The 12637-nt window shown below is 67.7% G+C and carries 10 protein-coding genes; 4 read left to right on the top strand and 6 right to left on the bottom strand.

The window, feature by feature from the left end:
• The first annotated feature begins 69 nt into the window (after positions 1 to 69).
• The 3 genes from K0H49_RS20825 (at position 70) to K0H49_RS20815 (ending at position 2549) form a co-directional block, all read left to right on the top strand.
• Positions 70 to 1578 carry a polyhydroxyalkanoate depolymerase gene (locus K0H49_RS20825; protein ID WP_219216524.1) on the top strand — a complete coding sequence of 503 codons (1509 nt, stop codon included), beginning with the start codon at positions 70 to 72 and terminating at the stop codon, positions 1576 to 1578.
• A gap of 16 nt (positions 1579 to 1594) precedes the next feature.
• Positions 1595 to 2227, top strand: coding sequence for an RnfABCDGE type electron transport complex subunit B (locus K0H49_RS20820; protein ID WP_219216521.1), 633 nt, complete (start codon positions 1595 to 1597; stop codon positions 2225 to 2227).
• Positions 2228 to 2372: 145 nt separating this feature from the next.
• On the top strand, positions 2373 to 2549 hold the full coding sequence (locus K0H49_RS20815; protein ID WP_219216520.1) for a hypothetical protein: 177 nt from the start codon (positions 2373 to 2375) through the stop codon (positions 2547 to 2549).
• 25 nt (positions 2550 to 2574) lie between these two features.
• On the opposite strand, the gene K0H49_RS20810 is transcribed toward K0H49_RS20815, so the two are convergent.
• From K0H49_RS20810 to scpA, 6 genes are all read right to left on the bottom strand, one after another.
• Positions 2575 to 3057: a VOC family protein gene (locus K0H49_RS20810; protein ID WP_219216518.1), complete on the bottom strand. Its 483-nt coding sequence runs from the start codon at positions 3055 to 3057 to the stop codon at positions 2575 to 2577.
• The gene (gene bioB, locus K0H49_RS20805) at positions 3054 to 4085 is read right to left on the bottom strand and encodes a biotin synthase BioB (protein WP_219216516.1); all 1032 of its coding nucleotides are present in this window, start codon (positions 4083 to 4085) and stop codon (positions 3054 to 3056) included. The genes K0H49_RS20810 and bioB overlap by 4 nt, the downstream gene beginning before the upstream one ends.
• Positions 4085 to 6133 carry an acetyl-CoA carboxylase biotin carboxylase subunit gene (locus K0H49_RS20800; RefSeq protein ID WP_219216514.1) on the bottom strand — a complete coding sequence of 683 codons (2049 nt, stop codon included), beginning with the start codon at positions 6131 to 6133 and terminating at the stop codon, positions 4085 to 4087. Before K0H49_RS20800 ends, bioB begins: the two co-directional genes overlap by 1 nt.
• A gap of 135 nt (positions 6134 to 6268) precedes the next feature.
• On the bottom strand, positions 6269 to 7801 hold the full coding sequence (locus K0H49_RS20795) for an acyl-CoA carboxylase subunit beta (protein ID WP_219216512.1): 1533 nt from the start codon (positions 7799 to 7801) through the stop codon (positions 6269 to 6271).
• A 40-nt stretch (positions 7802 to 7841) separates the two neighbouring features.
• The gene (meaB, locus tag K0H49_RS20790) at positions 7842 to 8906 is read right to left on the bottom strand and encodes a methylmalonyl Co-A mutase-associated GTPase MeaB (RefSeq protein ID WP_219216510.1); all 1065 of its coding nucleotides are present in this window, start codon (positions 8904 to 8906) and stop codon (positions 7842 to 7844) included.
• Positions 8907 to 8908: 2 nt separating this feature from the next.
• Positions 8909 to 11050, bottom strand: a complete 2142-nt coding sequence (scpA, locus tag K0H49_RS20785) for a methylmalonyl-CoA mutase (protein ID WP_257625049.1) — start codon at positions 11048 to 11050, stop codon at positions 8909 to 8911.
• Between the two features lie 119 nt (positions 11051 to 11169).
• On the opposite strand from scpA, the gene K0H49_RS20780 reads away from it, so the two are divergent.
• Entirely contained in the window at positions 11170 to 12630 is a 1461-nt protein-coding gene (locus tag K0H49_RS20780) for a short-chain fatty acyl-CoA regulator family protein (protein WP_219216506.1), read from the top strand.
• Positions 12631 to 12637: the final 7 nt, after the last annotated feature.

Here is a 12637-nt window from a genome sequence, read left to right as displayed (position 1 = left end):
GCAGGCCCCTACACGCGCGTCGTCCCAAGTTGATATATTGCACTGCAGCAATCAACGACAGGGATCACGATGCTCTACCACCTCTATGAAGCCCAGCGGTCCCTGATGGAACCGCTGACCGACTTCGCCCAGGCTGCGGCCAAGCTGTACGGCAACGGCTCGCCGCTGTCGCACACGCCCATCGCGCAACGCATGGCCGCGGGCTACGACCTGCTCTACCGCCTGGGCAAGGACTACGAGAAGCCGGAGTTCGGCATCACCTCGGTCAAGGTCGACGGCACCGACGTGGTAATCCAGGAGGCGATCGAGCTCGACAAGCCCTTCTGCCAGCTGCGGCGCTTCAAGCGCTTCACCGACAAGCCCGAGACGCTGCAGAAGCTCAAGAAGCAGCCGGTGGTGCTGATCGTCGCGCCGCTGTCCGGTCACTACGCCACGCTGCTGCGCGACACCGTGCGCACCATGCTGCAGGACCACAAGGTCTACATCACCGACTGGAAGAACGCCCGCACGGTGCCCACTTCCGACGGCGAATTCCACCTCGACGACTACATCCACTACGTGGAGGAGTTCGTGCGCCACCTGCAGGCCCAGTACGGCAACTGCCACGTGATCAGCGTGTGCCAGCCCACCGTGCCGGTGCTCGCCGCGATCTCGCTCATGGCCAGCCGCGGCGAACAGACGCCGCTGTCGATGACCATGATGGGCGGCCCGATCGACGCGCGCAAGTCGCCGACCTCGGTCAACAACCTGGCGACGAACAAGAGCTTCGAGTGGTTCGAGAACAACGTGATCTACCGCGTGCCGCAGAACTTCCCCGGCGCCGGCCGCCGCGTGTACCCGGGCTTCCTGCAGCACACCGGCTTCGTCGCGATGAACCCCGACCGGCATGCGACCAGCCACTACGACTACTTCAAGGACCTGATCAAGGGTGACGACGCCAGCGTCGAGGCGCACCGCAAGTTCTACGACGAGTACAACGCCGTGCTCGACATGGACGCCGACTACTACCTCGAGACGATCCGCACGGTATTCCAGGACTTCCTGCTGGTCGAAGGCACATGGGACGTCAAGGCCGCCGACGGCACGGTCGAGCGCGTGAAACCGCAGGACATCCGCGGCACCGCCATGCTCACCGTCGAAGGCGAGCTCGACGACATCTCGGGCTCGGGCCAGACCCAGGCCGCGCACGACCTGTGCACCGGCATCGACGACGACAAGCGCGAGCACTACGAAGTCAAGGGCGCCGGCCACTACGGCATCTTCAGCGGTCGCCGCTGGCGCGAACTGGTGTACCCGAAGGTGCAGAAGTTCATCGCGGCCAACGACGAGCCCCAGAGCCGCGCCGGCGACGCGCTGCCGGCCGACGAGACGCTGCTCGCAGCCGAAGACGTGGCAAAGCCCGTGACCCGGACCCGTGCCGCGGCGCCTGCCGCTGCCAAGAAAGTGGCGCCCCCGAAGGCCGTGGCCAGGAAAACCGCGGCCAAGGCGGCCGTGGCGACCCCAGTCGCAGCGCCCGTCGCTGCTGCGAAAAAGAAGCCCGCGGCACGCAAGAAGGCCGCCGCCGGCGTCGCGCGCTGAGCCGCGCATTTCCCCCGTGAACGGACTCGCCGCACGCATCCACGACGCACTGCCCCAGACGCAGTGCACGCGGTGCGGCTATCCGGATTGCGCGGGCTATGCCCAGGCCGTGGCCGAAGGCGCGGCCGCCATCAACCAATGCCCGCCCGGCGGTGCCGAAGGCGTCGCGCGGCTGGCGCAACTCACGGGCCGGCCGCCGTTGCCGCTCGATGCACAGTTCGGCACCGAAGGCCCGCGCGTCATGGCGATCATCGACGAGGCCTGGTGCATCGGCTGCACGCTGTGCCTCGATGCCTGCCCGACCGACGCCATCGTCGGCATGAACAAGCGCATGCACACCGTGATCGAGGCCCATTGCACGGGCTGCGAGCTGTGCATTCCGGTCTGCCCGGTGGATTGCATCGCGCTCGAGGATGCGACGCCCGGCCACACCGGATGGGCCGCCTGGTCGAAGACCCAGGCCGACGCGGCGCTCGGGCGCTACACGCTGCATCAGGCGCGCCTTCAGAAGCCCAAGACCGAGGCCGAGGCCGAGCCGACACCGGACGCGGCGGCGGCGCCGGTGGACCGCAAGCGCGCCATCGTCGAGGCCGCCCTGGCACGCGCGCGCGAGGCCAAGGCCGCGCGCGCGGGCGGCACGCCGCGCTGACAAGGGCGACGCTGACAAGGGCCACGGGCGCCCCTAAGATCCGACGGCCGCTCCCGGCCGCCTCGAGGACCCGCCCATGCGCACCCTGTACTTCATCGTCGGCGGACTCGTGCTCTAGGCGGTCGTCGCGCTGGCGGCCCGCGCGATGCGCCTCAACCCGTTGATCGTGTTCGTGCCACTCTGGTTCGTCGTGGCCGCGGTCAACATGTGCGTGGGCGTGGCTCGCGCCGGCTACGGCTTCATGGAGGAACTGCCGATCTTCCTCGTGCTGTTCCTCGTGCCCGTGGCCGTGGCCTTCGGACTGCGCGGCCGCTGGCCCTGAACAGGCCAGCGCGCCGCGCTGCACTTCAGTGCGCGGCGGCCAGCGCCGCGAAGGCCGTCACCACCTCGGGCGGCGCCTGCACCATCTCGATCAGCACGCCCTCCCCCGCGATCGGGAATTCGTCGTTGGCCTTCGGGTGCAGGAAGCAGATGTCGAAGCCGGCCGCGCCCTTGCGGATGCCACCCGGCGCAAAGCGCACGCCCTGCGCCGTGAGCCATTCGACGGCTTTGGGCAGGTCGTCGATCCACAGGCCCACGTGGTTGAGCGGCGTGGTGTGCACCGCGGGCTTCTTGTCGGGGTCGAGCGGCTGCATCAGGTCGACCTCGACCTTGAACGGGCCCACGCCCATCGCGCAGATGTCCTCGTCGACGTTCTCGCGCTCGCTGCGGAAGGTGCCCGTGACCTCGAGGCCCAGCATCTCGACCCAGAGCTTCTGCAGCCGCAGCTTGTCGGGGCCGCCGATGGCGATCTGCTGGATGCCCAGCACCTTGAAGGGACGGGGGCTCATGCGTGCTCTCCCTGGGTGGCCGCCACCTGGCGCGCCTTCAGGCCCAGCTTGCGCAGCAGCTGCACGTCGGCCTCGACATCGGGGTTGCCGGTGACCAGCAGCTTGTCGCCGTAGAAGATCGAATTCGCGCCGGCCATGAAGCACAGCGCCTGCACCGCATCGCCCAGCTGCTGGCGGCCGGCCGACAGCCGCACGCGCGCGGTCGGCATGGTGATGCGCGCGACCGCGATCACGCGCACGAAGTCCAGCGGGTCGACCGGCTCGGCGTCGGCCAGCGGCGTGCCGGGCACGCGCACCAGGCTATTGATCGGCACCGACTCGGGGTACGGCGCCATGTTGGCCAGCTGCGCGATCAGGCCCGCGCGATGCACCGGCGTCTCGCCCATGCCGATGATGCCGCCGCAGCACACGCTGATGCCGGCCGCGCGCACATGGGCCAGCGTGTTGAGCCGGTCCTGGTAGGTGCGCGTGCCCACCACGTCGGCGTAGTACTCGGGCGCGGTGTCGAGGTTGTGGTTGTAGTAGTCGAGGCCGGCGTTCTTGAGCTGCGCAGCGTGGTGCGGCTCGAGCATGCCCAGCGTGGCGCAGGTCTGCAGGCCCAGGCCCTTGACCGCCTCGACCAGCACCGCGACCTTCTCCACGTCGCGGTCCTTGGGCGCGCGCCAGGCCGCGCCCATGCAGAAGCGCGTGGCGCCCGCGTCCTTGGCGGCCTGCGCGGCGCGCACCACCTCGTCGACCTCCATCAGCTTCTGCGCCTTGACGCCGGTGTCGAACTCGGCGGCCTGCGGGCAGTAGCCGCAGTTCTCGGGGCAGCCGCCGGTCTTGACCGACAGCAAGGTCGCCAGCTCGATGTCGCCTTCGGGGAAATGCCGTCGGTGCACGGCCTGCGCCTCGAACAGCAGTTCCATGAAGGGCTTGTCGAGCAGGGCCTGCACCGCATCGACCGACCACCGCGCCGCGCTCGACGCAGCGACGGGCGCCACGGGACGGTGCAGCGTGACGGCGTGGTTCATGTCGTTCGCCCCCATCAGACGAAATCCATGATGACCTGGTCGACCGCCAGCGATTCGCCCTTGGCCGCGGAGACCTTGCCGACCACGCCGTCCTGCGTGGCGAACAGCACGTTCTCCATCTTCATCGCCTCGATCACCGCGAGCTTCTCGCCGGCCTGCACGTGCTGGCCCGGCTGCACCGACACCTCGACCAGCAGCCCCGGCATCGGCGACATCAGGAACTTGCTCAGATCCGGCGGCGCCTTGTAGGGCATCAGCTGCTGCAGGCGCGCGCCCAGCGGCGACAGCACCATGGCCTCGATCTGCGTGCCGTTGTGCGAGATGCGCAGCGCCAGCGGGTTCTTGCCCGCACCGCGCTCGACCTGGGCCACGAAGGGCTTGTCGTTGACGATGCCCTCGACGCGGATCGCGCCCAGCGCGAAGCCGCTGTCGATCTTGTAGTGCTTGTCGCCCACGGCCACCGCGCTCGCGCCGGTCTTGCCCTGGAAGTCGGTCACCGAGACCGGGTGCTGCACGTTCTGGCCGTCCGCGCCCAGTTCCACCACCACGAACTTCTCGCCCACCTTCACGCCATGGCCTTCGAGCTGGCCGCTGATGCCCGAGGCACGCGCGCGATAGCGGCGGTGCACATAGGCCGCCAGCGCCACCAGGAAGGACGGATCGGCATGCGGCACGTCTTCTGCATGGAAGCCCTGGCTGTAGTGCTCGGCGATGAAACCGGTGTTGAAGTCGCCCGAGACGAACTTCGGATGCGCGAGCAGCGCCGCCTGGAACGGGATGTTGCTGCTGACGCCGCGGATCACGAAGCCGTTGAGCGCTTCGCGCATCAGCGCGATCGCATGCTGGCGGTCCTTGCCGTGCACGATCAGCTTGGCGATCATCGAGTCGTAGAACATCGGGATCTCGCCGCCGTCATACACGCCGGTGTCGACCCGCACGCCGTACAGGTGCTCGGTGTCGGCCGAGAACATGGTCTCCTTGGGCGGCTGGAACTTCACCAGCCGGCCGGTCGAGGGCAGGAAATTGCGGAACGGGTCTTCGGCGTTGATCCGGCACTCGATGGCCCAGCCTTCGCGCTTGACCTGGGCCTGCGTCAGCGGCAGCGCCTCGCCGGCCGCCACGCGGATCATCAGCTCGACCAGGTCGAGGCCGGTGATGCACTCGGTCACCGGATGCTCTACCTGCAGCCGCGTGTTCATCTCGAGGAAGTAGAAGCTCTGGTCCTTGCCGACCACGAACTCCACCGTGCCCGCGCTCTGGTACTTCACGGCCTTGGCCAGCGCCACGGCCTGCTCGCCCATCGCCTTGCGCGTGGCCTCGGAGATGAAGGGCGACGGCGCCTCCTCGATCACCTTCTGGTGGCGGCGCTGGATCGAGCATTCGCGCTCGTTGAGGTAGATCACGTTGCCTTGCGAATCGCCCAGCACCTGAATCTCGATGTGGCGCGGCTCGACCACGAACTTCTCGATGAAGACGCGGTCGTCGCCGAAGGAGTTGCGCGCCTCGTTGCGGCAGGCGGTGAAGCCCTCGAGCGCTTCCTTGTCGTCGTGCGCCACGCGCAGGCCCTTGCCGCCACCGCCGGCCGAGGCCTTGATCATCACCGGGTAGCCGATGTCGCGCGCGATCTCGACCGCGCGCTCGGCCGTCTCGATGGCCTCGTTCCAGCCCGGAATGGTGTTGACCTTCGCCTCGTTCGCGAGCTTCTTGGAAGCGATCTTGTCGCCCATCGCGGCGATCGAGTAGTGCTTGGGCCCGATGAAGACGATGCCCTCTTCCTCGACCTTGCGCGCGAAGGCCTCGTTCTCCGACAGGAAGCCGTAGCCTGGATGCACGGCCTCGGCGCCGGTCTTCTTGCAGGCAGCGATGATGCGATCGGCCTGCAGGTAGCTGTCGCGGCTGGCCGAGCCGCCGATGTGCACCGCCTCGTCGGCCAGCTCGACATGGCGCGCGTCCTTGTCGGCATCGGAATAGACGGCCACCGTGAGGATGCCCATCTTCTTGGCGGTCTTGATCACCCGGCAGGCGATTTCTCCGCGGTTGGCAATGAGGATCTTCTTAAACATAGAGGGTCTCCGCGGAGAACTCGCCTGCGCACGCTTCGCGTGCCATGCAATTTGACTTCGTCGCTGCGCCGCTGCGCGGCTGGTCGCCGCGGTTCGCAATCAGTATTTTCTTGAACATGTTCGTATCTCCCGTTCTCAGAGTGGGATGTTCCCGTGCTTGCGCCACGGGTTCTCGAGCTTCTTCTCGCGCAGCATGACCAGCGAGCGGCAGATGCGCTTGCGCGTCTCGCTCGGCAGGATCACGTCGTCGATGTAGCCGCGCGTGCTGGCCACGTAGGGGTTGGCGAAGCGGGCCTTGTATTCGGCTTCGCGGGCCGCGAGCTTCTCGGGGTCGTTCTTGTCTTCGCGGAAGATGATCTCGACCGCACCCTTGGCGCCCATCACCGCGATCTCGGCGCGCGGCCAGGCGAGGTTGACGTCGCCGCGCAGGTGCTTCGAGGCCATCACGTCGTAGGCGCCGCCGTAGGCCTTGCGCGTGATGACGGTGATCTTCGGCACGGTGCACTCGGCATACGCGTAGAGCAGCTTGGCGCCGTGCTTGATGATGCCGCCGTACTCCTGGCTGGTGCCGGGCATGAAGCCGGGCACATCGACGAAGGTCACGACCGGGATGTTGAAGGCGTCGCAGAAGCGCACGAAGCGCGCGGCCTTGATCGAGCTCTTGATGTCCAGGCAGCCGGCCAGCACCAGCGGCTGGTTGGCCACGATGCCGATGCTCTGGCCTTCCATGCGCGCGAAGCCGATCACGATGTTCTTGGCGTAGTCGGGCTGCAGCTCGAAGAAGTCGCCGTCGTCGACCACCTTGCCGATCAGCTCCTTCATGTCGTAGGGCTTGTTGGCGTTGTCGGGCACCAGCGTGTCGAGCGACAGGTCGGCGCGGTCGGCCGGGTCGCCGCTGGGGCGCACGGGCGGCTTCTCGCGGTTGTTGAGCGGCAGGTAGTTGTAGAGCCGGCGCAGCATCATCAGCGCCTCGACGTCGTTCTCGAAGGCCATGTCGGCCACGCCGCTCTTGGTGGTGTGCGTGATCGCGCCACCCAGTTCCTCGGCCGTCACGTCTTCGTGCGTCACGGTCTTCACCACCTCGGGGCCGGTCACGAACATGTACGAGCTGTCGCGCACCATGAAGATGAAGTCGGTCATGGCCGGCGAGTACACCGCGCCGCCCGCGCAGGGACCCATGATCATGCTGATCTGCGGCACCACGCCCGAGGCCATCACGTTGCGCTGGAACACGTCGGCATAGCCGCCCAGCGAGGCCACGCCCTCCTGGATGCGGGCGCCGCCCGAATCGTTGAGGCCGATGACCGGTGCGCCGACCTTCATGGCCTGGTCCATCACCTTGCAGATCTTCTCGGCATGCGCTTCGCTGAGCGCACCGCCGAAGACCGTGAAGTCCTGGCTGAAGATGAAGACCAGGCGGCCGTTGATCATGCCGTAGCCGGTGACCACGCCGTCGCCTGGGATCTTATTGTCGGCCATGCCGAAGTCGGTCGAGCGGTGCTCGACGAACATGTCCCATTCCTCGAAGGTGTTGTCGTCGAGCAGCAGCTCGATGCGTTCGCGCGCCGTGAGCTTGCCCTTCTTGTGCTGGGCGTCGATGCGTTTCTGGCCACCGCCGAGGCGCGCCTGGGCGCGTCGTTTTTCGAGTTGTTCGAGGATTTCTTTCATGGCGTTCGATCGTGAAGATGAATCGGAAGAGCGATGGGGTTCAGGAGGCCCGCGTCGCTTGCGCGGCGAGCAGGTTGCGGGCGGCGGTCGATGCGGGCAGCTGGCCCGCGGCGACCTGGGCCAGGGTGTCGGGCAGCAGTTCGCGCACCTGGGGATGCTGGCGGAAGGCCTGCTTGAGGCCGGCGTCGATGCGTTCCCACATCCACGACAGCGCCTGCTTCTCGCGCCGCGTCTCGAGCTTGCCGTTGGCGGACTGCAGTTGCCGGAAGCGCGTGACCGCGGCCCAGAAGGCATCGACGCCGGTGCCGAGCAGCGCACTCAGCTGCATCACCTGCGGCTGCCAGAAGCGGATCTCGGCCTCGGGCGAACCGGGCACGGCATGGGCGGCCTTCATGGCCTCGGCATGCGCCGGGTTGCCATGGTGGCCGAACAGGCGCAGCGCCGAGGTGATCTGTGCCTGGGCGCGCGTGGCGGCGTCGCGGTCGAGGTCGGCCTTGTTGATGACCACCAGGTCGGCGATCTCCATCACGCCCTTCTTGATGGCCTGCAGGTCGTCGCCGGCGTTGGGCAGTTGCATCAGCACGAACATGTCGGTCATGCCGGCCACCGCGGTCTCGCTCTGGCCCACGCCGACGGTCTCGACGATCACGACGTCGTAGCCTGCGGCCTCGCAGACCAGCATGGCCTCGCGCGTCTTCTCGGCCACGCCGCCCAGCGTGCCGCTGGACGGACTGGGCCGGATGTAGGCTTGCTCGTGGACCGACAGCCGCTCCATGCGCGTCTTGTCGCCGAGGATCGAGCCGCCGGAGACGGTGGAAGAAGGGTCGATGGTCAGCACCGCGACGCGGTGGCCCTGTTCGATCAGGAACAGGCCCAGCGTCTCGATGAAGGTCGACTTGCCCACGCCGGGCACGCCGGAGATGCCGAGCCGGAAGGACCGGCCCGTGTGCGGCAGCAGCGCGGTCAGCAGGTCGTCGGCCCGCAGGCGATGGTCGGCACGGGTCGACTCGAGCAGCGTGATGGCCTTGGCGATCGCGCGCCGCTGCAACGGGCCCTGGGCCGCCAGCAGCCCCTGGGCCGTGACGGGAGGTTGAACCACCGCCATCGTCAGGCGGCGACGGCCGCGCGGATCTGTTCGAGCACGTCCTTGGCGCTCGCCGGAATCGGCGTGCCCGGGCCGTAGATGCCCTTCACGCCGGCCTCGTAGAGCATCTCGTAGTCGCCGCGCGGGATCACGCCGCCGACGAACACGATGATGTCGTCGGCGCCCTGCTTCTTGAGCTCCGCGATGATCGCGGGCACCAGCGTCTTGTGGCCGGCCGCGAGCGTGCTCACGCCCACCGCATGCACGTCGTTCTCGATGGCCTGGCGCGCGCATTCCTCGGGCGTCTGGAACAGCGGCCCCATGTCGACGTCGAAGCCCAGGTCGGCGAAGGCCGTGGCCACCACCTTGGCGCCGCGGTCGTGGCCGTCCTGGCCCAGCTTGGAGATCATCACGCGCGGGCGGCGGCCCTGCTCCTCGGCGAAGGCCGCGATCTCGTTCTGCAGCGCCTCCCAGCCTTCGGCCGAGTCGTAGGCCGCGGCGTAGACGCCCGTGACCTTCTGCGTGTCGGCGCGATGCCGGCCGTAGACCTTTTCCAGCGCGTCGCTGATCTCGCCGACCGTGGCGCGCAGCCGCACCGCGTCGATGCTCAGCGCCAGCAGGTTGCCTTCGCCGCTCTCGGCGGCGGCCGTGAGTGCATCGAGCGCGGCCTGGGTCTTGACAGTGTCGCGCGTGGCGCGGATGGCCTGCAGCTTGGCGATCTGTCCGTCGCGCACCTTGACGTTGTCGATCGACAGGCTGTCGATCGCGTCCTCCGTCTTGAGCTTGTACTTGTTCACGCCCACGATCACGTCGCGGCCGGAGTCGATGCGCGCCTGCTTGTCGGCCGCGGCGGCTTCGATCTTGAGCTTGGCCCAGCCGCTGTCGACCGCCTTGGTCATGCCGCCCATGGCCTCGACCTCCTCGATGATGGTCCAGGCCGCATCGGCCATGTCCTGCGTGAGCTTCTCCATCATGTAGCTGCCGGCCCAGGGGTCGATCACGCTGGTGATGTGGGTCTCTTCCTGGATGATGAGCTGCGTGTTGCGCGCGATGCGCGAGCTGAATTCGGTGGGCAGCGCGATGGCTTCGTCGAGCGCGTTGGTGTGCAGCGACTGCGTGCCGCCGAACACCGCGGCCATGGCCTCGATGGTGGTGCGCACCACGTTGTTGTACGGGTCCTGCTCGGTCAGCGACCAGCCCGAGGTCTGGCAGTGGGTGCGCAGCATCAGGCTCTTGGGGTTCTTGGGGTTGAACTCCTTCATGATCTTGCACCACAGCAGGCGTGCGGCGCGCATCTTGGCGACTTCGAGGTAGAAGTTCATGCCGATGGCCCAGAAGAAGCTCAGGCGCCCGGCGAAGCCGTCGACGTCCAGGCCCTTGGCCAGGGCGGTCTTCACGTACTCCTTGCCGTCGGCCAGCGTGAAGGCCAGCTCCAGCGCCTGGTTGGCGCCGGCTTCCTGCATGTGGTAGCCGCTGATCGAGATCGAGTTGAACTTGGGCATCTTCTGCGCCGTGTACTCGATGATGTCACCGATGATCCGCATGCTCGGCGCGGGCGGGAAGATGTAGGTGTTGCGGACCATGAACTCCTTGAGGATGTCGTTCTGGATGGTTCCGCTCAGCTGGTCCTGCGCCACGCCCTGCTCTTCGGCCGCGACCACGTAGCCTGCCAGCACCGGCAGCACGGCGCCGTTCATGGTCATGGACACGCTCACCTTGTCCAGCGGAATCTGGTCGAACAGGATCTTCATGTCCTCGACCGAGTCGATCGCCACGCCGGCCTTGCCCACGTCGCCGGTCACGCGCGGATGGTCGCTGTCGTAGCCGCGGTGGGTGGCCAGGTCGAAGGCCACGCTCACGCCCTGCCCGCCCGCGGCCAGCGCCTTGCGGTAGAAGGCGTTCGATTCCTCGGCGGTCGAGAAGCCGGCGTACTGGCGGATGGTCCAGGGGCGCACCGCGTACATGGTGGCCTGCGGGCCGCGCAGGTAGGGCTCGAAGCCGGGCAGCGTGTCGGTGTACTTCAGGCCCACCAGGTCGGCCGCGGTGTACAGCGCCTTGACCGTGATGCCGTCGGGCGTGCGCCAGTTCAGCGCGCTCACGTCGCCGCCGGGGGCGGACTTGGCGGCAGCCTTGTTCCAAGATTCCAAATCCGCGGCATTGCTCATGTTTTTCTCAATCGAATCTGTCATAACGTTGCAATCTTCGCAAAAATAGGGACGATCAACAACGGCAGAGGGCAAGTAATGTGGACAATCGCCCCTGTAAATTTGCAAGGTTTGCGAAGATGACCAAAGCCTACATGGGGGTCCGCCTCAAGACATTGCGGGAACAGCAGGGCCTGACCCAGGCCGCGCTGGCCGCTTCGCTCAAGATCTCGCCAAGCTACCTCAACCAGATCGAGAACGACCAGCGCCCCCTGACCGTGCCCGTGCTGCTGCGCCTGCAGGCAGCCCATGGTATCGACCTGCAGTTGTTCTCGGATGACGAGAACGCCCGGCGGCTGAGCGAACTGCAACCCGTGTTCGCCGACGGCTCGGAGGCCAACGCGGTGCCGCTGGCCGAAGCCAAGGTCGTGGCCTCGCAGCTGCCCGCGGTCACCCGGGTGCTGCTCAATCTTCACAAGCGCTCGCGCGCGGTCGAGGAACAGCTGTCCTCGCTGGCCGCCGGCGCCGACGGCGACCGGCTGGCCGGCGACCCCGCTGCCCGGCTGCAGCCCTATGAAGAAGTGCGCGAGTTCTTCTATGCCCGCCACCACCACATGGCCGTGCTGGACGAGCTCGCGGAGCAGTTGCATGCCACGCTGATGGCCGGACTGCCCGCCGGCACCGTCAGCGCCGTCGAGCTGCGCGCCCGCCTGCTGGAGCGGCTGCGCAAGCGCCACGGCGTGCAGGTGCGCATCCAGGAGCGCCAGGACACGGCCGGCCGCAGCTCTGACCATGCGCTGCGCAGCTACGACGCGGCCACCGGCACGCTGTCGCTGGCGACCGACATGGACGCCGGCCAGCAGGCCTTCCAGCTCGGCGTGCAGCTGGCCTTTCTCGAGATGGGCGACCGCATCGATGCCTTCACGACGGCGGAATCCTTCACCAGTTCGCAAGCCCGAAGCCTGGCCCGGCTCGGTTTCGCCAACCATTTCGCGGGCGCACTGGTGCTGCCGAACCGCCTGTTCCAGGAGGCGGCCCACGCGCTGCGCTACGACCTCGAACTGCTGAGCGACCGTTTCGGCGTCGGCTTCGAGACCATCGAGCATCGGTTGTCGACCATGCGGCACGCGCCGGGCCAGGGCATCCCCTTCTTCTTCGTGCGGGTCGACCGTGCGGGCAACGTGTCGAAGCGGCAGTCGACGGCCGACTTCCATTTCTCGCGCCACGGCGGCACCTGTCCGCTGTGGAACGTCTACGAGGCCTTCTCGCAGCCCGGCGCGATCCTCACGCAGCTCTCGCGCATGCCCGACGGCCGCACCTACCTCTGGATCGCCCGCACCGTCGAGCACCGGCGCAGCGGCTACGGCACGCCCAAGCGCATGTTCGCGGTGGCGCTGGGCTGCGACGCGCGCTATGCCGATCGGCTGGTCTACGGCAAGGGCGTCAACCTGATCGACCCCGACGCCGCCACGCTGATCGGCGCCGGCTGCAAGGTCTGCGACCGCGCCGACTGCGCCCAGCGCGCCTTTCCGCCGCTGGGCCGCACGCTGCAGATCGACGAGAACCAGCGCGGTTTCGCGCCCTATGCCTCGGGCATGTGAAGCACCG

The sequence above is a fragment of the Variovorax boronicumulans genome (assembly GCF_019352895.1).
Taxonomy (GTDB): Bacteria; Pseudomonadota; Gammaproteobacteria; order Burkholderiales; family Burkholderiaceae_C; genus Variovorax; species Variovorax boronicumulans_A.
Note: the sequence above shows the minus strand (reverse complement) of the source record. Positions and strands in the feature narration are given on the sequence as shown.